This is a genomic window from Mycolicibacterium hodleri (assembly GCF_025822245.1).
In the GTDB taxonomy this organism is placed as follows: Bacteria; Actinomycetota; Actinomycetes; order Mycobacteriales; family Mycobacteriaceae; genus Mycobacterium; species Mycobacterium hodleri.
Genome location: NZ_JACKTL010000008.1, coordinates 38,422 through 60,027 on the forward strand (window position 1 = coordinate 38,422; position 21,606 = coordinate 60,027).

The 21,606-nt window shown below is 69.9% G+C and carries 24 protein-coding genes; 8 read left to right on the forward strand and 16 right to left on the reverse strand.

What is annotated here, in order from left to right; translation table 11 throughout:
* Nucleotides 1-53: 53 nt before the first annotated feature.
* The 6 genes from rpsI to eccCa all read right to left on the reverse strand — a co-directional run bounded on the left by rpsI (nt 54) and on the right by eccCa (nt 6,781).
* A complete protein-coding gene (rpsI, locus tag H7J06_RS01260; protein WP_372515213.1) occupies nt 54-521 on the reverse strand; it encodes a 30S ribosomal protein S9 in 468 nt (155 codons plus the stop codon).
* A 41-nt stretch (nt 522-562) separates the two neighbouring features.
* Complete coding sequence (rplM, locus tag H7J06_RS01265; protein WP_264036269.1) at nt 563-1,006, reverse strand: 50S ribosomal protein L13; 444 nt, start codon at nt 1,004-1,006, stop codon at nt 563-565.
* A 361-nt stretch (nt 1,007-1,367) separates the two neighbouring features.
* Nucleotides 1,368-1,664 (reverse strand): WXG100 family type VII secretion target, encoded by a 297-nt coding sequence (locus H7J06_RS01270; protein ID WP_264036271.1) that lies wholly within the window; start codon nt 1,662-1,664, stop codon nt 1,368-1,370.
* 31 nt (nt 1,665-1,695) lie between these two features.
* The gene (locus H7J06_RS01275) at nt 1,696-2,007 is read right to left on the reverse strand and encodes a WXG100 family type VII secretion target (protein ID WP_264036273.1); all 312 of its coding nucleotides are present in this window, start codon (nt 2,005-2,007) and stop codon (nt 1,696-1,698) included.
* 74 nt (nt 2,008-2,081) lie between these two features.
* A complete protein-coding gene (locus H7J06_RS32285) occupies nt 2,082-3,203 on the reverse strand; it encodes a type VII secretion-associated protein (RefSeq protein WP_264036274.1) in 1,122 nt (373 codons plus the stop codon).
* A complete protein-coding gene (gene eccCa / locus H7J06_RS01285; protein WP_264036276.1) occupies nt 3,200-6,781 on the reverse strand; it encodes a type VII secretion protein EccCa in 3,582 nt (1,193 codons plus the stop codon). The genes H7J06_RS32285 and eccCa overlap by 4 nt, the downstream gene beginning before the upstream one ends.
* A 96-nt stretch (nt 6,782-6,877) precedes the next feature.
* Here eccCa and eccD point away from each other — a divergent pair, with 96 nt between their 5' ends.
* Together eccD and mycP are read left to right on the forward strand one after the other, a co-directional pair.
* On the forward strand, nt 6,878-8,131 hold the full coding sequence (gene eccD, locus H7J06_RS01290; protein ID WP_264036278.1) for a type VII secretion integral membrane protein EccD: 1,254 nt from the start codon (nt 6,878-6,880) through the stop codon (nt 8,129-8,131).
* A complete protein-coding gene (gene mycP, locus H7J06_RS01295) occupies nt 8,128-9,471 on the forward strand; it encodes a type VII secretion-associated serine protease mycosin (RefSeq protein WP_264036280.1) in 1,344 nt (447 codons plus the stop codon). The genes eccD and mycP overlap by 4 nt, the downstream gene beginning before the upstream one ends.
* On the opposite strand, the gene eccB is transcribed toward mycP, so the two are convergent.
* The gene (eccB, locus tag H7J06_RS01300) at nt 9,436-10,833 is read right to left on the reverse strand and encodes a type VII secretion protein EccB (protein ID WP_264036282.1); all 1,398 of its coding nucleotides are present in this window, start codon (nt 10,831-10,833) and stop codon (nt 9,436-9,438) included. The genes mycP and eccB overlap by 36 nt on opposite strands.
* Before the next feature lie 59 nt (nt 10,834-10,892).
* Nucleotides 10,893-11,453, reverse strand: coding sequence for a CGNR zinc finger domain-containing protein (locus H7J06_RS01305; RefSeq protein ID WP_264036592.1), 561 nt, complete (start codon nt 11,451-11,453; stop codon nt 10,893-10,895).
* Nucleotides 11,454-11,528: 75 nt separating this feature from the next.
* On the opposite strand from H7J06_RS01305, the gene H7J06_RS01310 reads away from it, so the two are divergent.
* The 4 genes from H7J06_RS01310 to H7J06_RS01325 all read left to right on the forward strand — a co-directional run bounded on the left by H7J06_RS01310 (nt 11,529) and on the right by H7J06_RS01325 (nt 14,597).
* Nucleotides 11,529-12,509, forward strand: a complete 981-nt coding sequence (locus H7J06_RS01310; protein ID WP_372515205.1) for an EamA family transporter — start codon at nt 11,529-11,531, stop codon at nt 12,507-12,509.
* Between the two features lie 25 nt (nt 12,510-12,534).
* Entirely contained in the window at nt 12,535-13,179 is a 645-nt protein-coding gene (locus H7J06_RS01315; protein WP_264036595.1) for a cutinase family protein, read from the forward strand.
* Nucleotides 13,180-13,275: 96 nt separating this feature from the next.
* Entirely contained in the window at nt 13,276-13,875 is a 600-nt protein-coding gene (locus tag H7J06_RS01320; RefSeq protein WP_275078831.1) for a cutinase family protein, read from the forward strand.
* Nucleotides 13,876-13,919: 44 nt separating this feature from the next.
* Nucleotides 13,920-14,597 (forward strand): cutinase family protein, encoded by a 678-nt coding sequence (locus H7J06_RS01325; RefSeq protein ID WP_264036286.1) that lies wholly within the window; start codon nt 13,920-13,922, stop codon nt 14,595-14,597.
* Here H7J06_RS01325 and truA read toward each other — a convergent pair.
* The 8 genes from truA to infA form a co-directional block, all read right to left on the reverse strand.
* Nucleotides 14,594-15,484, reverse strand: coding sequence for a tRNA pseudouridine(38-40) synthase TruA (gene truA, locus H7J06_RS01330; protein ID WP_264036288.1), 891 nt, complete (start codon nt 15,482-15,484; stop codon nt 14,594-14,596). The genes H7J06_RS01325 and truA overlap by 4 nt on opposite strands.
* A gap of 7 nt (nt 15,485-15,491) precedes the next feature.
* Entirely contained in the window at nt 15,492-16,073 is a 582-nt protein-coding gene (gene rplQ, locus H7J06_RS01335; protein WP_264036291.1) for a 50S ribosomal protein L17, read from the reverse strand.
* A gap of 66 nt (nt 16,074-16,139) precedes the next feature.
* Nucleotides 16,140-17,192 (reverse strand): DNA-directed RNA polymerase subunit alpha, encoded by a 1,053-nt coding sequence (locus H7J06_RS01340; protein WP_264036293.1) that lies wholly within the window; start codon nt 17,190-17,192, stop codon nt 16,140-16,142.
* Nucleotides 17,193-17,270: 78 nt separating this feature from the next.
* Entirely contained in the window at nt 17,271-17,876 is a 606-nt protein-coding gene (gene rpsD, locus H7J06_RS01345; protein ID WP_149480243.1) for a 30S ribosomal protein S4, read from the reverse strand.
* 14 nt (nt 17,877-17,890) lie between these two features.
* Nucleotides 17,891-18,310 carry a 30S ribosomal protein S11 gene (gene rpsK / locus H7J06_RS01350; RefSeq protein WP_056557104.1) on the reverse strand — a complete coding sequence of 140 codons (420 nt, stop codon included), beginning with the start codon at nt 18,308-18,310 and terminating at the stop codon, nt 17,891-17,893.
* Between the two features lie 4 nt (nt 18,311-18,314).
* Nucleotides 18,315-18,695 (reverse strand): 30S ribosomal protein S13, encoded by a 381-nt coding sequence (rpsM, locus tag H7J06_RS01355; protein WP_056557107.1) that lies wholly within the window; start codon nt 18,693-18,695, stop codon nt 18,315-18,317.
* Nucleotides 18,696-18,858: 163 nt separating this feature from the next.
* Nucleotides 18,859-18,972, reverse strand: a complete 114-nt coding sequence (rpmJ, locus tag H7J06_RS01360) for a 50S ribosomal protein L36 (protein ID WP_079925868.1) — start codon at nt 18,970-18,972, stop codon at nt 18,859-18,861.
* Between the two features lie 25 nt (nt 18,973-18,997).
* Complete coding sequence (infA, locus tag H7J06_RS01365; RefSeq protein WP_005140011.1) at nt 18,998-19,219, reverse strand: translation initiation factor IF-1; 222 nt, start codon at nt 19,217-19,219, stop codon at nt 18,998-19,000.
* 247 nt (nt 19,220-19,466) lie between these two features.
* Here infA and H7J06_RS01370 point away from each other — a divergent pair, with 247 nt between their 5' ends.
* Together H7J06_RS01370 and H7J06_RS01375 are read left to right on the forward strand one after the other, a co-directional pair.
* The gene (locus H7J06_RS01370; protein WP_264036297.1) at nt 19,467-19,973 is read left to right on the forward strand and encodes an NfeD family membrane protein; all 507 of its coding nucleotides are present in this window, start codon (nt 19,467-19,469) and stop codon (nt 19,971-19,973) included.
* A 100-nt stretch (nt 19,974-20,073) separates the two neighbouring features.
* The gene (locus H7J06_RS01375; protein ID WP_275078851.1) at nt 20,074-21,567 is read left to right on the forward strand and encodes a flotillin family protein; all 1,494 of its coding nucleotides are present in this window, start codon (nt 20,074-20,076) and stop codon (nt 21,565-21,567) included.
* The last annotated feature ends 39 nt before the right edge of the window (nt 21,568-21,606 follow it).

A 21,606-nucleotide genomic window follows, 5' to 3' on the forward strand; every position in this document is an offset into this window, starting at 1 on the left:
GCGTGCGCGCCTTGGACAGACGCGCACGCTCGCGGGGTACACCGTGCTGAGGATCAGCGCTTCGAGTACTGAGGCGCCTTACGGGCCTTCTTGAGGCCGTACTTCTTGCGCTCGATCGCACGCGGGTCACGCGTGAGGAAGCCGGCCTTCTTCAGCGGCGGCCGGTCTTCGGGCTGGACGATGATGAGCGCACGGGCGATGGCCAGACGCAGGGCGCCGGCCTGTCCGGACGGTCCGCCACCGTCGAGGTGAGCGAAGACGTCGACGGTGTCGAGCCGGTCGACGAGCACCAGCGGCGCCTTGATGAGCTGCTGGTGCACCTTGTTCGGGAAGTACTCCTCCAGGCTGCGGCCGTCGAGGATGAACTTGCCGGTGCCGGGGGTCAGGCGAACCCGAACCACGGCCTCTTTGCGACGGCCGACGGTCTGCACCGGGCGGTCGAAGATCAAGGGCTCGCGGGCCGGGGCCTCGTCGGCGGCTTCGGGCTCGGCGGACTCGGAGACGTAGTTGCCTTCCGGCACCTCGTCGACCTCGGTCGGGTCGGTCACGTCTGTCGTTTCGGTCACTGGGCCACCTGCTTGATCTCGAACGGAACCGGCTGCTGCGCGATGTGCGGATGCTCGGCGCCCGCGTACACCTTCAGCTTCTTCTGAACCTGACGGCTCAGCTTGTTGTGCGGCAGCATCCCGACGATCGCGTTCTCCACGACCCGCTCCGGGTGCTTGGCCATCATTTCGCCGATCGTGCGCTTGCGCAGGCCGCCGGGGTAACCCGAGTGGCGGTAGGCGTACTTGTTGGCGAGCTTGTCGCCACTGATGGCGACCTTGTCTGCATTGATGACGATGACGAAGTCGCCACCGTCGACATTCGGCGTGAACGTCGGCTTGTGCTTGCCGCGCAGCAGTGTTGCCACTGCGACGGCGAGCCGGCCGAGGACCACGTCGGTGGCGTCGATGACGTACCACGTGCGCGTGGTGTCACCAGCCTTCGGCGTGTACGTAGGCACAGCGCTACCTTCTTCTCTCTCGGGTTTCCCGGGTGACCGGGGTGTCGGTCAGGCGCAGGGTGGGCGTCCTCGGCGACCGACGTAGACCCGAGGACCCGCAGAGTCTTGCGACTCACCGCGCGCCAACCGAGCAGCCTACCGGGGACCGTCGTCGCAGGTCAAAACGCCCGTTCGGGCCACCGCCGGCACGCGCCCGGATCACTCCCCCCATCGAGTGTGCGGCCAGATCGCGATTCGGCCGCGAAGGGCGATCTCACCGCACACTCGACGCACTCCCGGACTGACCCCGGACACGACTGTGCGGTCCCTTCCGGGCCTCTCCACCCGGTTGGGACCGCACAGGGTCTCGTGTGCCTGCGGCCTAGAAGCCCCAGGCTCCCGCCGCACGGCGGTCGGTGTCGGCGACGTCGTCGGAACCCTCGCGGACCGCGTTGCCGAGGGACACCAGCATGTCGTTCAGTGCGGCCGCCGACCGGTCCCATCTGGCCTGCTCGACGCGGTAGGCCTCCGCCGCCTCCCGCGTCCAGACCGCCTGAAGGGGCGCTATCTGGGCGCGCAATTCGTCCAGCGCAGCGTTGAACCGCGCGGAGGTGTGGTGAATCTCTTGACGGACCGTGTACTCGATCTCGTTGAAGTCGTATGACAGAACCGGTTCCATGGCTGCTCCATTCGGGTGGGTGGACGGGTACTCAGCGGACGTCGACCGACGCGATCCGGTGGGAGTGCTGATCGGCGGCCTCGCGGAGCGTTCGCTCGTTGAACCGGATGGTCTCGGCGATCCGTTGCAGCGACTGGTGCAAGGCGAGGGACTCGGTGTTCCACCGGTCGACGACGTCGCGGAACCGCGCCGCCGCGGACCCACCCCACACCGACGGCGGGACCGTGCTCATCTGCCCGATGAACGTCCGGAGCATCGCCCCGGTCTCCTCGTTGCAGCCGTCGATCTTCCCGGCGACGGTCGACATCAGACCGAAGTCGGTGTTCAGCGCTCCACTGGTCATCGGATTCCCTTCCACGTGTGGTCCCATGTTTGATTGGACGCACCGGCTGGCGCTTCGGTTCCCTTGTGCATGAATCACTTTCGCTCGACCGCATGCGCCGAACGGATCGCCCGGTCACAGGCGTCCTGGGGAGCGGGTCCGGTGCCCTGACAACCGATCGCGATCCGCACTCCCCCGTCGAGCAGCACCGTCCAGTCGACCCGCCGATCGGGGCGCACCTCCCGGTAGGTGACGACGCTGCGCTCCGCGCGCTCGTCGGCCGCCGTGAAGTCGACGAAGGTCCCCTGCGGCTGACCGACGAGAACGGCGGCCAACGCCGCGGCGGTCGAGTCCAGCGTCTCGGTGTCGGGCACTCGCGACTGCGTCACGTGGATCACCTCGGAACGGTCGCCGGGCGAGCTCACCTGCACGCGAGCTGAACCCGGCCCCGTCGTGACCCTCTCGACGGTCCAGGCGGCGGGAACCTCCACGGCGACCCGGCCCTCCACCAACCACCAGGCGTCGGCCGGATCCGCGGGGCGGCCGTCGACGCCCACCGCCGCAGCCGCCAACCCACCGGCCGTCAGGATCGCCGCGGCCACCCCCACCGTGCGCGGCGTCAGATGCCGACGGAGCGCCCTGGCATCGGCTGCGCCACCAACGGCGGCGACGAGCGACCGGTCGTCCTCGAGCGTCACGTCGGCGCCACGCAATCGAAGCGCGCGAACGAGATCGGCGCCCAGGAGCTTGACGCCCGACGGCGCGTCGACCGTCACCGCGGGCCGCCCGTCGACGTGGGCGACGACGGCCTCGATGATGCCGGCCGGATGGCTCGCGCGCGCGATGGCATGCCGCCGACCGTCGGCGTGGACGATCACGAGCTCGGGTCCGAGCTCCACCACGACCGGCTCGGTGCGCCACACCTCCGAGCGCAGGACCACGACGACGTCGTCGGACCAGTGCCTGGCCGCGGTCGCGACGCGCGCGAGCCGCCGCGTGCCCCACCACGACGGGCAGATCAGCAGCAGCCGCTTGCAGGGACCGTCCGAAGCCGACCCGACCAGGTCTCGCCATAAATCGTCGACGCCGACCACGCAGTCGTCGACGAGCGCGTGGGCGTCGTCGAGGGACTCCAGCGCGGTCGTCGCCAGCTCGAGATCCACCGCGCCGCGGCCGACGACCTCCTTGGGCCCCACCACCACGACCACGCCGCTCACGGCGGCTCGGTCCACGACACCTGGACGAGGTGGTCGGCGTGGCCCCGGCGGATCAGCGTGCCCCTGCCGGGCGGCAACGGTCCGGGACGCACCGAGCCGAGCAGCACCCCCTCGTCCGGGCTGGCGCTCATCATCAAGCCCGCGGCACCCAAATCCTTGGTGCGGGCCAGGATTGGATCGAACATCGCCCGCGCGGCACCGCCGGAGCGGCGGGCGATCACCAGATGCAGACCAAGGTCCTTGGCGTGCGGCAGCAGGTCGAGCAGCGGCGACAACGGGTTGCCTGACGCGCCCGCCACCAGGTCGTAGTCGTCGACGACCACGAACACCTCCGGCCCCGACCACCACGACCGGTCCCGGAGCTGCTGCTGCGTCACCCGCTCGTCGGGCAGTCTGTCGGTCAGCATGCGCGTGGCCGTGGCCACGTGGGCCTCCGCCGACGCCGTGGACATCGCATATCCGAGCAGGTGGTCGGATTCGACGACGCCCAGCAGGGTGCGGCGGAAGTCGACGACGAGCAGGCGGGCAGCGTCGGGTCCGTTGGTGCGCACGATTTCCCGGCACAGGGTGCGCAGCGTGGCGGTCTTGCCGCATTCGCTGGCACCGAGGATCAGCAGATGCGGATGCGTCGCGAAGTCCATGGGCATCGGCCGCAGGTCGTCCTCGCCGAGACCGACGGCCATCCGGGCACCGGCCTGCCCGACGACGTCGGCATGGGCCACCCGCGCCGGAAGGAGGCGGACGGCCGGTGCCGCCCGATCCGGGAACCGGGCGGCCACCGCGGCCACGTCGGTGCCGTCGGCGCACGGCACGGCGGTGACGAATTCCAGTCCAGCACGGGTGATTCCGTGTCCCGGCGGGCGGGTGCCCAGGAGGCGGGCCTGCTTGCGGTCCATCTCCGAGTCGGCGGGGTCGCCGAGACACAGTTCGACGCGGGTGCCGAGCTGATCCTTCAGGGCCGGCCGAATGTCGGCCCATCGCGACGCGGTGACGACGACGTGCACCCCGAGCGAAAGACCCTGCGTGGCGATCGCGGTGACGGCCTCCTCCATCCCGTCGAATTCCTGCCGGGCCACCGCCCAGCCGTCGACCACGAGGAACGCCGCACTGCAATCCGACGCGTCGCCACGTCCCTCGCGAAGCCGGGTCTCCCGCTGCCGCACCAGCGCCTGCACGTGCGAGACGATCCTGCGGGCGAGGTCGCGCTCGAGCCTGCCGGCGATCGCGCCCACGTGGGGCAGCGACCGCAGTGACGACAACGACCCGCCGCCGAAGTCGAGCCCGTACACGTGTACCGCCTCGGGATCGTGGGTCGCCGCCAGACCGACGACGACGCCGCGCAGCGCGGTCGTCTTGCCCGACCGTGGGCCGCCGACGATGGCCACGTTGCCCCCGGCGGCCCGCAAGTCGATCGTCAGCGTGTCGCGACGTTGCTCGAACGGGTTGTCCACCAACCCGATCGGCAGCACCAGGGGCGCCAACCCATCCGCTTTGCCGAGGAGGTCGCGCAATCTCGGCGAGGCGTCGAGCGGCGGAAGCCAGACCCGGTGGGCCGGCTCTCCACGATCGGCGAGCCCGTCGACCACGACGTCGAGCAGCGCTCGCGACGTGCGCGCCGGCTCGTGGCGAGTGGGTGCGTGCTCGGCGTCGCGGGCCGTGAAGCGCCTGGCCGTCTGGTCGTTACGCGAGACGGCCCCGGCAACCGGCCCGGACACGTAGGCACTGCGGAACCGGACGAGGTCACCGGCGGCGGTCTTGAGAATCGCCGCACCCGGCGTGCCGGGGAGCTCGTAGGCGTCGGCGGTCCCAAGTACCGCGCGGGATTCGCTGGCGGAGAACGTCTTCAGACAGATGCGGTAGGACAGGTGGGTCTCGAGCCCGCGGAGCCGGCCTTCGTCGAGCCGCTGACTGGCCAGCAGCAGGTGCATGCCCAGGGACCTGCCGAGACGACCGACGGCGACGAACAGTTCGGCGAAGTCGGGGTGCTGGCTGAGCAGTTCGGAGAACTCGTCGACGACGATGAACAGCGCGGGCAACGGCGGGAGCTCGGCCCCGCGGGCGCGGGCGTCGTCGTAGTCGGTGATGCCAGGGAAGCCCCCGGCGGCCCGCAGCACCCGTTGGCGCCGCGTCATCTCCCCGGCGAGCGCGTCCCTCATGCGCGAAACCAGGTGAGCCTCCTCGGACAGATTCGTCACCACGGCCGCCACGTGCCGGAGGCGTTCGAGCCCGAGGAACGTGGCTCCGCCCTTGAAGTCGACGAGGACCAGGTTGAGAGCGTCGGGTCCGTGCGTCGCGACCAGACCGAGGACCAGCGTCCGGAGGAACTCGGACTTGCCGGAACCGGTGGCGCCCACGCACAGGCCGTGCGGGCCCATGCCGCCGCGGGCGGCCTCCTTGAGGTCCACCTGCACCCGCTGCCCCGTCTCGGTCAGGCCGATCGCCACCCGAAGGCGGGCGGCCACCGGTCGCGGTCGCCACGTCCGCTCGACGTCGAGGCGGTCGGCGTCGCCAACGCCGACCAGGTCGGCCCAGTCCGCACCGTCGGCCACGGCGGCGGACGCCGCCTGAAACGGCGCAAGCCCTCTGGCGCAGACCACCGCCTGCGCGGTCGTCACCGCGTCGGGGTGCTCCACCGCCGAGGTGCCGTCCACCCTGAGGTGCACACACTCGCCGGCCAGCGGGCCGACGGCGATCGTCGTGGTGTCGGCGCCGGGTGTCTCCTCCGCCTGGCCGTCGAATATCAGTACGTGACGAGCCCGCGGCCGGGACTCCGGCGAAACACCGTGATGGGGAAGCCACTTCAGCCAGTCCCAGTGCGCATCCGCGCGGTCACCGACCGCCGTGACCCGAACCACGTCGGGGCCGTGCAGGACGGTCAGTTGGCAGACCAGCGCCCGGACCACGCCCCGGGCGGCGTTCGTCTCCCCCTCCACGGCGATGCGCGAATGCGCGGTCAGGTCGAGGGTGACGGGGAGACCGGGCACCGTCGACCGGTCGGCGAGCACGCGGTCGACGGCGTCGTCCACCACGGGATCCCGCGCGTCGGACCCCGCGGCGTCCGGCACCACCACCCTGGTGGCGAGCGGACGGGGGCCGGTGCCGACGCGCACGTGGCAGAAGTCCTCGTCGCCGGGGCGGCGCTCCCACATGCGGGCACCGCCGATCAGCGTCCACACCGCACCTGGGTCGGGGTGGCTCCAGTGCAGTGACTCGTGTTGCGCCGCGGCGGTTCTCGCCAGGGACTCGTCGAGCTCGTCCAGGTAGCGAAGGTAGGCGCGCCGGTCGGCGTCGAGCTCCCCACCCCGGCGTGCTCCCCTGGACTGGTAGGCGACCGAGCCGAGCACCGACACCAGCATCATGACGGGGAGGAACAGGAACACCGGACTGCGTGCCGACGCCGCGCCCGAGGTGAAGTACAGCACCGTCATCCCACCCATCGCGAGCAGCATCACCACCGGGAGCAGTCTGCCGACGAGATTGACAGGTGGATCCTTCGGCACCGCGGGTGGTTGCTCCACGACGACCTCGCCGTCGTCGAACGGCGGGGGACGCAGGCGGCGCTGGCATGAAGATCCCATCGTTGAATGGACGCTGCCGGCGGCAATTTGGTTCCCTTCGCGGGAACGCCAAATTGCCGCCGCGAGCGGCCCTCCCGTGCCGCTACCGTCAGTGAGATGTCGGTGTCCAAGGTCTGCGTTCAGTCCGACCGCGACGGTGATCCGGTGGCGGTCGACCTCGTGCTGCCGTCGCGAACGCTCGTGGCCGAGCTGCTGCCCACGATCGTCGAGCTCGTCGGCGTCTCGGCCCCGCCGGAGGGGGTCGCCCGTCGCTGGCGCCTGCAGCGCGCCTGCGGCGCCCGCGTGGACGACTCGACGTCGCTGGAGGACAACGACATTCGGGACGGCGAGCTGCTCATCCTGGACTCCGACACCGCGCCGGCACTCGGACCGGTACGGCGCGCGGCTCCTCAGCAGGTCGCCGAGTCGCCGCCGGTTGGCCCGAGGGGCGACGGCTGGCTTCCCGGCGCGGTGGCAGTACTCGCGACGACCCTGGCGGCCCTGGCGCTCGCCAGTACCGCGGGCTCCGACGGGTCCACCACCCACGCGGTCATCTGCGCGGCCGCGGCGGTGGCCACAGCCGTCGCGGCGGTCGTCACCGGATACTCCACGACGTCGTGTCTCGGCGTGGTGACACTGGCCGGCGCCACGGGTTTCCTCGTCGTACCGTCGGGCCCGGCGGCGCCCAACGTCTTCCTGGCGGCGGCCGCCGCGTCGTCGACCGCCCTGCTGATGCTGCGTCTCTCGGGTCGCCAATCCGCGGCTTTGATTGCGGTCGCGGCACTTTCGTCCCTGGTGGCCGCCGTCACCGTCGCCGCAATGCCCCTGACCGTGGTCGGAGCGGCACTCTCGACGTCGGCGATCGCCCTGCTGACCCTCGCGCCCCGGTTGGCGCTCCTGGCCGCGCGGCTCGGACCGGACCACTGGCACGGCGACCTGGCGGCCTCCGCCGCGGCGGGCCACGCCGTTCTGAGCGGGCTGGTGGCGGGTTCCGCCGCGGGAGCCGCGGCGGGTGCGGTGGTGACGGTCGTCGCGGGCCGCGCGGGCGCCGCTCCCTTCGCGGGCCTGGTGGGAGTGGTGCTGGTGCTGCGCGGCCGGACCCACGTCGACGCCGATCGCAGAATCGCCTTGGCAGCAGGCGGATTCGTCGCCATGGTCGCCGGCGGGTGGGCTCTTCTGAACACCCGGCCGGAAGGTTTGGGGTTAGTCTCGTGCCTGCTGGTCGCCATCGGACTGGCGGCCGTGCGGCGCCCCAGCCGTGGTCCCACGGTGTGCCGGATGCTCGACCGACTGGAGTACGGCGCCCTGGTCGCGGTGGTCCCCGTCGCGTGCTGGGTCGGTGGCGCGTACGCCTCGCTCGGGGTGTCGTGAGGACCGCCCGGACCGCCGCCGTGGTGGCGGTCCTCACCGCGGTGTGGACGGCTCCGTCGGCCGCCGCGATACCGCCACCGCCGGTCGACGACGCCCTGCTGCCACCGGCGCGACCGCCGGCGCCGCGTACCCCGACCGAGCAGACCGACGCGTGTCGGGTGAGTCCACCCGCCGACGAGACCGCCCCGACCGAGTCGAACCTTGCCGAACTCCAACCGGTGTGGCGGCTGACGAAGGGGGCCGGCCAGACGGTTGCGGTGATCGACACCGGCGTCGCCCGACATCGCCTGCTGCCCCACCTCCTTCCCGGCGGCGACTATGTCTCGACGGGTGACGGCACCCAGGATTGCGACGGGCACGGGACGATCGTCGCCGGCATCATCGGCGCGGCGCCGGGAAAAGCCTTCAGCGGTGTGGCGCCGGACGCCTCCATCCTGGCAATCCGTCAGTCCAGCAACCTGTTCCGGCCGGCCGACGGCGCCGGCGGGTCGGGGGTAGGCGACGTCGAGACCCTGGCTGCGGCAATCCGGACCGCCGCGGATGCGGGAGCGACGGTCGTCAACGTCTCCTCGGTCGCGTGTGCGTCCGCCGATCGGGAACTCGACGACCGGACCCTCGGCGCCGCGCTCGCCTACGCGGTCGACGTCAAGAACGTCGTCGTCGTGACCGCGGCGGGCAACGTCGGCGGCTCGGGCCAATGCCCGCGGCAGAATCCGCCGCCCGACCCGGCCCGTCCCGGTCGACCGGATTGGGACGCCGTGGACGTCGTGGTGAGTCCGGCGTGGTACGACGACTACGTGCTGACCGTGGGGTCGGTGGACCGCGCGGGCCGGCCGTCGGCGTTCACGCTGTCGGGGCCGTGGGTGGACGTCGCCGCGATCGGCGAGGGCGTCGTCTCGCTGAGCCCGGACGGCGACGGCGTCACCGACTCGGTCACGAATTCGACGGGAGCCGAGCCGATCTCGGGAACGAGCTATTCGACGCCGGTGGTCGCGGGTGTCGTCGCGCTGGTGCGGTCGGCGGCTCCGCAGCTGACGGCGCGACAGGTGATGCGCCGGATCACCGACACCGCACGCCATCCGGCCGCCGGGTGGGATCCCTGGGTGGGCCGGGGCGTCGTCGACGCGTTGGCCGCCGTCACCGCCGACGGTGCCTCACCGCCGCGGTCGACGTCACCCGAATTCAGCACGCAGTCAACAGATCTCGACAATGCGGCCGATTCCTCGCCCCGCCGCGTCTCGCTGATCGGCGCGGCGGCCTGCGTCGCGGCGGCCACGGCCGCGATGAGCCTGTCCGTGGGTCGGCTACGACGGCGCCGGGAGTCCGTCGCGAACGACTGAGGCGGCGTCGACGCTGAGTTCGGGTCCCCGCGGCAGGTGCGCCAGCACGGGCCACGGCGCCGCCTCGGGATCGCCGCTCAGCCCGAGGAACGTCGCGGTGTCGTCGTCGTGCACGCCGAACACCACGCCCGCGTCGCTGACCAGGAACCGGGCGCCCGTCGAGCCGTCGTCGCCGACGATGCGCGCCGACCGGACGTCGGCACTGGCGCCACCCGGCATCGCGACCGCGTCGACGTCGGGTCCCGTCCCGTCTGCCTGCGCGAGAGCCGTGACGGAGACAGCGTCTCGATAGGGCGAATCACCGCTGGCGACAACGGTGTTCGACGAGGTCCGAGCCGTGCCACCCGGTTGCCAGCGTGCGCAGACGGCGTATCCGTCGGCGGCGCCGACGGGCGTGCGGGCCTGCCAGGGGAAGGAGCCGATGGGCAGTTGGTCGGCGACGGGCAGCGCCGCGACGGCGGCCGGCGCGACGCTCGTCGGCGGTCGGCCGGCGGTGTCGTAGGCGTATCCGATGAGATCGGCCGCGACCTCGCCGACCCGTTGGAGCCCGTCACGTAGGACGACGTATCGCTCGACGGCGTCGGTGCGCCGGACCGTCACGACGGATCCGATGGTCGCACCCGGGAGCGAGACGGGGCCCGGCGCTCCATGGTCGGCAATCGGCGGCGGGGCGATCGCCGGCACCTCCGGCACCAGGTCGAGCAGGGTCCGCGACACCGGCACGGGGGCGACGCCGTCCAGGCGCAGTGCGCGCACCACCGCGAGGTTTCGCAGGTCGACCGCGGCGCGCCGACCCTCGTACAGAAGGTAGGTGGTGGCCGCACCCTCGCCGTGCGGGGTCACCAGGACGGGTCGGGTCGAGTCGAGGTGGTCGACGTCGGATCGGCCGACGGCGACCACGGTGCGGTCGTCGTCGCACACGGTCCAGGCCGGATCGCGCAGGGGTTGACCGATGGACGACGGGGCCCCGGGAATGCCCATCGACGGCCCTCGCTTGAGGCGGGCGATCGCCGCCTCCGCCGCCGCGACCGGGGTGGCGGCCGATCGTGCGACGAGCCGGGCCGAGGCGAGGTTGAGGACGGGGTGCAGGGTGTCGCCGACGCGCACGTAGAGCGCGCCGGTGTCGCGGGCCATCACGATCGGCGCGGCGTCGGGTACGCCACTGCCGCGCACCAACCCGACGACGGCCCCCGCCACGACGACCAGCGTTGCGACGACGCCACCCGCGGCGAGCGAGATCGATTGCGCGCGTAGCGGATCGTCGAACATCGCGACGTCCCTGCGCACCAGTGCGTGCATCATGCGGCGCGCGAGAAAGCGCCGTCCGCTTAGCTGCAATCGTGTTGCCGGTTGCCGAACCATGTGCCCCCCACATTCGAGGGTAACGGCGTTGCGGCGGCCACCGGATCACCGATTCCGCGTCAGTCGTGCTCCTCGTGGGCGCGGCGCTCTCGGTAGGCCGCGACGTGCTGACGGTTGCCGCAGTTGCCGGTGTCGCAGAACATGCGGGACCGGTTGCGGGAGAGGTCGACCAGGACGGCCGCGCAGTCCGGCGCCGCGCAGATCTTGAGCCTGCGCAATTCCCCGGCGCGGATGAGGTCGGCTAGCGACATCGCCATCTCCGCGCCCATGCGCTGCCACAGCGGGTCGTGGATGGACGCCAGGTGCAGATGCCACTCCGGCATCTCGGCGTGGCGCGTCAGCCACGGTGCGGCCCGGGTGTCGCTCAGCAGGGCGTTGACCTGACCGACGACGCGTTCCTCGTCGTCGGCGTGATCCCAGATCTTGCCGACCCGCGCGCGCAGCTTCCGGACGGAGTCCAGTTCGGCGTCGTCCCTGTCCCGGCGTCCCGTCCAGCCGAATCCGTCCAGGTAGTCGTCGAGCGTTGCCATGTCGTCGAGCCGCTCGCCGTCCACCCGATCGGTGTTGACGAGGACGCACGCGGCACGAAGAGTGAGTTCCGTGTCATGACTGAAATTCAATTGACTCATGACTCCTCTCGACGGTAGCGTCACGACCAACAATCATTTTACTCATTACATGCCAGGAGGTGGCGCGTGACTGCCACGACGGACGTACGACCCACCGCCGATCACTTTCGGACGGGCCTGCTGCTCGCCATCGGTTCGGCCTTTGCGTTCGGCATGTCGGGCCCCCTCGGCAAGTCGCTCATGGAAGCCGGCTGGAGCCCGACTGCCGCAGTGACCGCGCGACTGGCCGGCGGCGCCGTCGCCATGGCGATGTTCGCCACCGCGATCAACCCGAGCTGGGTTCGCGAAGCGCTCGCGCATTGGAAGACGGTCGTCGCGTACGGCGTCATCCCCATCGCCGGCGCCCAACTCTGCTACTACAACGCCGTCTCGCATCTCTCCGTCGGGGTGGCGCTCCTGCTCGAATACACCGCGCCGGTACTCGTCGTGGGATGGCTGTGGACCACCACCCGCCGCAGGCCGGGCAACCTGACGCTGGCCGGGGTTGCGCTTGCCATCGCCGGAATCATGTTGGTGCTCAACGTATTCTCCGACGCCCACATCAACCTCGTCGGCGTCGGGTGGGGACTGGTCGCCGCCGTCTGCGCGGCGTGCTACTTCATGATGTCCGACCAGGTGAGCTCGGACCCCAGCGACGAGGGCGGCCTGAACCCCGTCACGCTCGCCGCAGCGGGCCTGATCGTCGGGGCCGTCGCCGTCGCGCTGCTCGGAGCGTCGCACCTGCTGCCGATGACCTTCACCGCGCGCGACACCGTGGTCGCCGGATTCACCACGCCGTGGTTCGTACCGGTCGTGGCGATGGCGTTGATCCCCACCGCGATCGCGTACACGCTGGGCATCATGGGCGTTGCCCGCCTGCGCCCGAGGTTCGCCTCGCTCGTCGGCCTCTCCGAGGTGTTGTTCGCCGTGCTGACGGCGTGGGTGGTACTCGGGGAAGCCCTCGCGGTGATTCAGGTCGTCGGGGGCGTCGTGGTCCTCGCCGGCTTGGTGCTGGCCCGCCAGGGCGACCGGACCGAACGGTTGGCCCCGGTCAACGCGAATATGTGAAGATGAGCTAGTGACCTTGCTCAGGATGTCGGCCCGCATCGCCGCAATCGCATCGGCCGTCGCCTGCACCGTGGCGACGTTGCTCGCCGCCCCGTCGGCGTCCGCGGAGCCCTGCCCCGACGTCCAGCTCGTCTTCGCGCGCGGCACCAGCGAACCGCCCGGCATCGGCCGCGTCGGCCAGGCCCTGCTCGACGCCCTGACCCCACAGCTCGGCGGCCGCACGATCGCGGCCTACGGCGTCGACTACCCCGCCACCTACGACTTCCTCGCCGCGGCCAACGGCGCCACCGACGCCACCAACTTCATCGCCACGACGGTCGCCCAGTGCCCGAGCACGCGCTTCGTGCTCGGCGGATACTCCCAGGGTGCGGCCGTCATGGACATGCTCGCGGGCATCCCGCCGCTGGGCAACAAGATCGGCGAGGTCGGGTCGGCGCCGCCCCTGCCCGTGGCCCTCGACGGCAACGTTGCCGCGGTCGCCGTGTTCGGAAACCCGTCGGCGAAGTTCTCCATTCCGATCACCAACTCCACCTTCAGCGGCCGCGCCATCGACCTGTGCGCCGACGGCGACCCCATCTGCTCGGACGGCCGCAACCCGTTCGCCCACACCCACTACGAGTCGTCGGCCTTCATCCCGCAAGCCGCGAGTTTCGTGGCCGGACTCGTTTAGCTGATTTACGCGTTACCATTCGGCGTGGCCTTCGATCTTGTTAGACGAACGACTCTCGCCGTTGCTGCGGCTTGCCTCGCCGTCGTCGCTCCCGTCATGTCGACCATTCCGACGACGGGTCTGGGCCTCGCTCCGGCGTCCGCCGACGGCTGCCCCGACATCGAGGTCGTCTTCGCGCGCGGCACCAGCGAGGCACCGGGCTTGGGGCTGCCAGGCGGATCCTTCGTCGACGCGCTGCGGTCCAAGGTCGGCGGTCGATCGGTCGGAACCTACGCCGTGGTCTATCCGGCCGACTACGACTTCCTTGCCGCGGCGACGGGCGCCAACGACGCCAGCGCCCACATTCAGTACATGATGGGCGCCTGCCCCAACACCAAGCTGGTACTCGGCGGCTACTCGCAGGGCGCGGCCGTCATGGACGTCATCGCCGCGGTGCCGTTCCCCGCCATCGGGTTCAACAATCCCTTGCCGCCCAACACCCCCGACTTCGTCCCCGCGCTCGTCGCCTTCGGCAACCCGTCGGCGAAGCTGGGGTTGCCGCTGACCTCGAGCCCCATCTGGGGTGGCCGGTCCATCGACCTCTGCAACGCCGGTGACCCCGTCTGCCAAACCGACGGTGAAGACGTTGCGGCCCACCGGGCCTACGCCGGCGGTCCGGCAAACGCCGCCGCAAACTTCGTCGCCGGTTTGCTCTAACCGACCACCACGGGGGGTCGACGACGTCGGCTAGCATCGCGCAGGTGACCCCTCAGCTGATTCGCAGGTTCGCCGCCGTCGCGCTGTCGACGGTCGCCGCCGCCGCAGCCTTGGTGGTGACCCCCGCGGTCACCGCGATCGGCATCCCGACCGCCTCCGCGGCGTGTCCCGCGGTCGAGGTGATCTTCGCGCGGGGCCGCCTGGAACCCGCGGGCCCCGGACAGATCGGCAACACCTTCGTCAGCGCCCTGCGCAAGAAGAGCGGCAAGAACGTCAACCTGTACGCGGTGCAGTACCCGGCCGACAACCAGATCGACGTCGGCGCCAACGACATGAGCGCGCGCGTGCAGAGCACGATGGCGAGCTGCCCCGACACCCGCATCGTGCTCGGCGGGTACTCCCTCGGCGCCGCCGTGACCGACGTCGCGCTCGCCGTGCCGTTCGCCTTCTTCGGCTTCGACAACCCGCTGCCACCGGACGCCGAGCAGCACATCGCCGCCGTCGCGTTGTTCGGCAACGGCAGCGCGTGGGCTGGACCCATCGGCGCATTCAGCCCGGTGTACCGGGAGCGGACCATCGAGATGTGCCACGGCGCCGACCCGATCTGCAATCCGGCCGACCCGAACACGTGGGAGAAGAACTGGACCGACCACGCGGCCAAGGCGTACATCGATGCGGGCATGGTGAACGAGGCGGCCGACTTCGCCGCGGCGCGAGTCTAGTTCGCGCGACCGCGACCCACCTCGTCGGCCGTTCGCTTGTCGCGGGTCACCGCGATCCGCGCTTCGAGCTCCTCGTCGGCGGGGTAGTCCACGCCGACCAGCGTCAGGCCGCGGGCGGGCGCGGTCGCGAAGTCGCTGGACCGCCGGGTCGACGTCAAGAGCTCGGCGCACCACCGGGGTTCGCGTCGCCCCTCCCCCACGGCCAGCAGCGCACCCACCAGCGACCGCACCATGGACCAGCAGAACGCGTCGGCGGTGACGTGACCGGTGATGGAGTCGCCGTCGCACACCCAGTCGAGCCGCTGTAGATCGCGAATCGTCGTCGCGCCGTCGCGATGACGGCAGAACGCCGCAAAGTCGTTCAGGCCGAACAGTTCCCGTGATGCCGCCCGCATCGCGTCGACGTCGAGTCGGCGGGGCCACGGCGTCACGAACCTCGCGTCCCGTGGCTGCACACCATAGGTGGCGGTGGACAACCGGTACTCGTAGTGCCGCCGCAGCGCAGAGAATCTCGCGTCGAAACCGGCGGGTGCGCGCACCACGTCGAGCACCCGCACGTCCTCGGGCAGCAGCCGGGACAGGCGCCGCACCAGGGGCTGGAATTCGGGTTCGTCGCGAGGGGTGCGCGGATGGGCCAGCGGGATCGCGTCGGCGGGGACGTCCACGTGGGCCACCTGACCGGTGGCGTGCACACCGGTGTCGGTGCGGCCCGCCGCTCGGGTGATCACCGGCGTGCGGAACACCGTCGTGAGTTTGTCGTCGACGGTGCCGGCCACCGTGCGCTGGTTGGTCTGCGTCGCCCAGCCGGCGAAATCGGTTCCGTCGTAAGCGATGTCGAGGCGCAGACGAACGAGCCCGCCACCGGAATCGATGGCGGGCTCGTTCACGAGTCGACTACTTGGCGTCGTCGGCCTTCTCGTCCTCGGCGACCTCGTCGGCAGCCTCGGTGGTGTCGGCGTCCTCCACCACGGCGTCTTCGGCGGGGGCGTCCTCGACGACCTCGTCGGTGGGGCCGACGGCAGCCTCGGGCTCGACCGCGGCCTGCGGCGCAGCGGCGGCCGCGACGGGGGCCGTGGCGGAACCGCTACGGCGGGCCCGGTTGGCCTCCGAGGTCACCGTCTTCTCCTGCACCAGCTCGATGACGGCCATGGGGGCGTTGTCGCCCTTGCGTGCCTCCACCTTGATGATGCGGGTGTAGCCACCCTCGCGCTCGGCGAAGTGCGGCCCGATCTCGGCGAACAGCGTGTGCACGACGTCCTTGTCGCGGATCTTCTTCATCACTTCACGCCGGTTGTGCAGCGTGCCCTTCTTGGCGTGGGTGATGAGCTTCTCCGCGTAGGGCCGCAGCGCCCGCGCCTTGGGCTCGGTCGTCTTGATCCGACCGTGCTCGAACAACGACGTGGCCAGGTTGGCCAAGAGCGCCTTCTGGTGTGAGGACGACCCGCCGAGGCGAGCACCCTTAGTGGGCTTGGGCATTGCGACTATCTCCTTATGTGGCCGGCCCCCGTATCAGGTAGGGCCGGGACGGTTTCGTGAAACTGGTTAGAGCTGTTCGGTTTCGGCGTAGTCCTGCGTGTCGTCCAGGTCGTAGCTGGCATCGCTGTTCCAGGTACCGGTCGCGACGTCGTAACCGGCAACCTCGGACGGGTCGAACGTGGCCGGGCTGTCCTTGAGCGAGAGACCCAGCTGGTGCAGCTTGATCTTCACCTCGTCGATGGACTTCTGACCGAAGTTGCGGATGTCCAGCAGATCGGACTCCGTCCGCGAGACGAGCTCGCCGACGGTGTGCACACCCTCGCGCTTGAGGCAGTTGTACGACCGGACGGTGAGTTCCAGATCGTCGATCGGCAACGCGAACGAGGCGATGTGATCCGCCTCGGCCGGCGACGGGCCGATCTCGATGCCCTCGGCCTCGACGTTGAGTTCCCGTGCCAGACCGAACAATTCGACCAGCGTCTTGCCGGCCGAGGCCAGGGCGTCACGCGGGGTGATGGAGTTCTTGGTCTCGACGTCGAGGATCAGCTTGTCGAAGTCGGTGCGCTGCTCGACACGCGTGGCCTCCACCTTGTAGGTGACCTTGAGGACCGGCGAGTAGATCGAGTCGACCGGGATGCGGCCGATCTCGGCGCCGGAGGCCTTGTTCTGCACGGCGGGGACGTAACCGCGGCCACGCTCGACGACGAGCTCGACCTCGAGCTTGCCCTTGTCGTTCAGGGTCGCGATGTGCATGTCGGGGTTCTGCACCGTGACGCCCGCGGGCGGGACGATGTCACCGGCGGTGACGGCACCCGGGCCCTGCTTGCGCAGGTACATGGTGACCGGCTCGTCCTCCTCGGACGACACGACCAGGCTCTTGAGGTTCAGGATGATGTCGGTGACGTCTTCCTTCACCCCGGGAACGGTGGTGAACTCGTGCAGCACGCCGTCGATGCGGATGCTGGTGACCGCTGCGCCGGGGATCGACGACAGCAGCGTGCGCCGAAGCGAGTTGCCAAGGGTGTACCCGAATCCGGGCTCCAACGGCTCGATGACGAACTTGGACCGGTTCTCGGCCAAGCTCTCCTCGGACAGGGTGGGGCGCTGAGAAATCAGCATTTCTTATCTCCTTCTCGGCATCCGCTATTTGATGCCGTCTGGCGTCCCAGGCCACCGTGACCTGGGACGGTCACACGATTACTTCGAGTAGAACTCGACGATCAGCTGCTCGGTGAGCGGCACCTGAATCTGGGCGCGCTCGGGCAACTGGTGGACGAGGATGCGCTGGCGTTCGCCGACGACCTGGATCCAGCCCGGGATCGGGCGGTCGCCCGCGGTCTGACGCGACAGCTCGAACGGCAGCGTGTTCAACGACTTCTCGCGGATGTCGATGATGTCGTACTGCGAGACGCGGTAGCTGGGGATGTCGACCTTCACGCCGTTGACGGTGAAGTGACCGTGGCTGACCAGCTGACGGGCCATCCGGCGCGTGCGGGCGAGCCCGGCGCGGTAGATGACGTTGTCGAGCCGGCTCTCCAGGATCTGCAGCAGGTTCTCGCCGGTCTTGCCCGAGTGGCGGTTGGCCTCCTCGTAGTAACGACGGAACTGCTTCTCCATGACGCCGTAGGTGAAGCGGGCCTTCTGCTTCTCCTGCAGCTGCGTGCGGTATTCGCTCTCCTTGATCCGCGCGCGACCATGCTGGCCGGGCGGGTAGGGACGCTTCTCGAAGGACTGATCTCCACCGACGAGGTCGACGCCGAGACGACGCGACTTGCGGGTGACGGGTCCGGTATAACGAGCCATTTTCTAAATCTCCTCTAGACCCGGCGCCGCTTGGGCGGACGGCAGCCGTTGTGCGGCTGCGGCGTGACGTCGGAAATGGCGCCAACTTCGAGGCCGGCTGCCTGCAGTGAACGGATCGCGGTCTCGCGGCCCGAACCCGGGCCCTTCACGAAGACGTCGACCTTCTTGACACCGTGTTCCTGCGCCTTGCGGGCGGCGTTCTCGGCGGCCAGCTGCGCGGCGAACGGCGTCGACTTACGCGAGCCCTTGAAGCCCACGTGACCCGACGATGCCCAGGCGATGACGTTGCCCTGCTGGTCGGTGATCGAGACGATCGTGTTGTTGAACGTGCTCTTGATGTGAGCGGCGCCGTGCGGAACGTTCTTCTTTTCCTTGCGGCGCGTCTTCTGGCCCTTCTTGGGACCAGCCGCTCCACTCTTCTTGGCCTGTGCCATGTGCTTACCTGGCCTTCTTCTTGCCGGCGATGGTGCGCTTCGGGCCCTTGCGGGTGCGCGCGTTGGTCTTGGTCCGCTGGCCACGCACCGGGAGGCCGCGACGATGCCGCAGACCCTGGTAGCAGCCGATCTCGATCTTGCGTCGGATGTCGGCCTGCACCTCGCGGCGCAGGTCACCTTCGACCTTGATCTCGGAGTTGCTTTCGATGTAGTCGCGCAACTGCGACACCTGATCGTCGGTCAGGTCCTTGGTACGCAGATTGAAGTCGATGCCGGTGGCCGACAAGATTTCCTGCGAGCGGGTACGGCCGATGCCGTAGATGTAGGTCAGCGCGATCTCCATGCGCTTGTCACGCGGGAGATCGACGCCCAGTAGACGTGCCATCAGGCAGTGATTCCTTTTCGTTGCGGAGGTCTTGTCCCAGTCCGTTCCCCTCGCGGGGCCCGGCCTCCGTGCCGGGCGTGTAATGAGCAGCTCATCTGCTCACTGGTACTGGGATTTCATCATTCAGTTGTTGCGGTGCTGCGTTTGCGCGACGCGCAGACGACTAGCCCTGACGCTGCTTGTGGCGCGGGTCAGAGCAGATCACCATGACCCGCCGGTGGCGACGGATCACCCTGCACTTGTCGCAGATGGGCTTGACGCTCGGGTTCACCTTCACGGCGGTCGATCCTGTCTTGGTGTAGTTACTTGTAGCGGTAAACGATGCGGCCCCGAGTCAGGTCGTAGGGCGACAACTCCACCACGACGCGGTCCTCGGGCAGAATGCGGATGTAGTGCTGCCGCATCTTGCCGCTGATGTGCGCGAGCACCTTGTGTCCGTTCTCCAGCTCAATGCGGAACATCGCATTGGGCAGGGGCTCGACCACGCGGCCCTCGACTTCGATGGCACCGTCTTTTTTAGCCATGTCCTCCGTAATTCCCTGTCTGGCGCCGCAAGGGCCGCTCCGACTTCAAAACGTGAGCCGGATTCGTTAAATTCCAGGACAGGGCACGCAAGGAGCCGGCGCGGAAGCCGCACCGTTGGTCAATGGTACCCGCTCGTGCGCGCTCCCCAAAATCGCCGTCACCAGCAACGGCCGGGGGATGGCAAGATCGTTCGAGGGTCGACCGAAGGCCCGCGACGACGACGCTATACGAGCCCCGGGGGAACGTGTGACAGCTGCCTACCTCGCGGCGTTCATCGTCGGCGGGATAGCCGTGCTCTCGGCACTGTTGCTCGTCGACGTCGGCCACGGTGTCGGCCATGACGGCCTGCCCTTCCTCAGCCTCACCGGGCTGTCCGCCGCCCTGCTCGGCGCGGGGGCCGGCGGTCTGATCAGCTCCTGGGGCGGCCTGGGCGCCGTGGGCTCCGGGCTGGTCGCGGTCGGTGCAGCCGTCGCCCTGGTGCTCCTCTTCCAGGGGCTGCTACTGCCCTACCTGAGACGGCAGCAGTCGAACTCGCAAAAGTCGAGGACCTCCTACATCGGTCTGCTCGGCACCGTCACCTTGGACGTGCCCGTCGGCAGTTGGGGCGAGGTCGCGTTCGTCGACTCCGACGGCAACCGGGTGCGGGCGAGGGCCGTCACCGAAGAACCCGAAGCGCTGGTGAAGAACACCAGCGTCTACATCGCCGACGTCGACGCCGACTACCTGCACGTCGTCGCGGTACCCGACCACTAGCGCAGTCCCCGACCCACCAACGGAAGGCACCGACGTGTCCGTTTTCCTCATCGTCGCGATCGCGGTCATCGCCGGGCTCCTGCTCCTGGTGGTGCTGCCGATGATCTACGTGAAGAACTACATCAAGGTGCCACCCAATGAGGTAGCCGTGTTCACCGGTCGCGGTCAGCCCAAGGTGGTCCGCGGCGGGGCCCGCTTCCGGGTGCCGGGCATCGAACGCGTCGACATCATGAGCCTCGAGCCGTTCAACGTGAGCATCAACCTGCAGAACGCCCTGTCCAACAACGGCGTGCCGGTCAACGTCGAAGCCGTCGGCCTGGTGCGCATCGGTTCGGCCGACGAGGCCGTGCAGACCGCCGTGCAACGGTTCCTCACCTCCGACCTCAGCGAGCTGCAACGCCAGATCAACGAGATCCTGGCCGGCAGCCTCCGCGGCATCACCGCCACCATGACCGTCGAAGACCTCAACTCCAACCGGGACACCCTGGCCCGCAGCGTCGTCGAGGAGGCGGGCAGCGACCTCGCCCGCATCGGCATGGAGGTCGACGTCCTCAAGATCGCCGGGATCAGCGACGCCAACGACTACCTCAAGTCGCTCGGTCAGCGGCGCATCGCCGAGGTGAAGCGCGACGCCACCGTCGGCACCGCCGAAGCGGAGCGCGACGCGCAGATCCAGTCGGCGAAGGCGCGCCAGGCCGGGTCGGTCGCCCAGGCCGAAGCCGACACCGCGATCGCGATCGCCAACCAGAAGCGCGACGTCGAGCTTGCGCGGTTGCGCGCCCAAACCGAGGCCGAGAACGCTCAGGCCGACCAGGCGGGACCGCTGGCCAACGCAAGGGCCCAGAAGGACGTCGGCATCGCCACCGAACAGGCCGAGGCCGCCCGCATCCAGGCCCGCATCGAGGTGGAGCAGCGGCGCAGCGAGCAGGCCCAGGCCGCCCTGCAGGCCGACGTCATCGCCCCGGCCGAGGCCCAGCGCTCGGCCGACATCGCCCGTGCCGAGGGGCAGCGTCAAGCGGCGATCCTCGGCGCCGAAGCGCAGGCCGAGTCGGCGCGCCGCGCCGGCCAGGCCGAAGCCGACGCCCGGAAGGCGGCGGCCGACGCGTTGCGCGTGGAGAAGCAGGCCGAGGCGGACAGCCTGCAGGCCAAGCTGGTCGCCGAGGCGGCAGGCAAGAAGGAACTGGCCGACGCCACCCGGGTGGAACAGCTGGCCGAGGCGGCCGGCATCGAGGCCAAGCTGGTCGCCGAGGCGACCGGCAAGAAGGAGATCGCCGCGGCGCTCAACGGTTACACGTCCGAGGCGGCGCGCATGCTGATGCTCCCCGACGTGCTGGCGTCGGTCGTCAAGGCCACCGAGGCGGCGGCCGCGCCGCTCGCCGAGATCGACCGGCTGTCGATCATCGGCGGGTCGGGCGACGCCCAGGATGCGATGGGTGGACTGTTGGGCATCAGCCCCCTGGCCGTGGCCAAGATCGTCGAGGCGCTAAAGACCTCGGGAATCGACGTCGCCGGGATGCTGAATCGGTTCGGCGGCGAGAGCTCCACACCCGTCGCGGCTGCGGCGAACTCGCATCCGATTGCGCCCTCCGAGTAACCGGCACGTCTCCCCGTCGTCCAGGGTGAAATTGGGTGG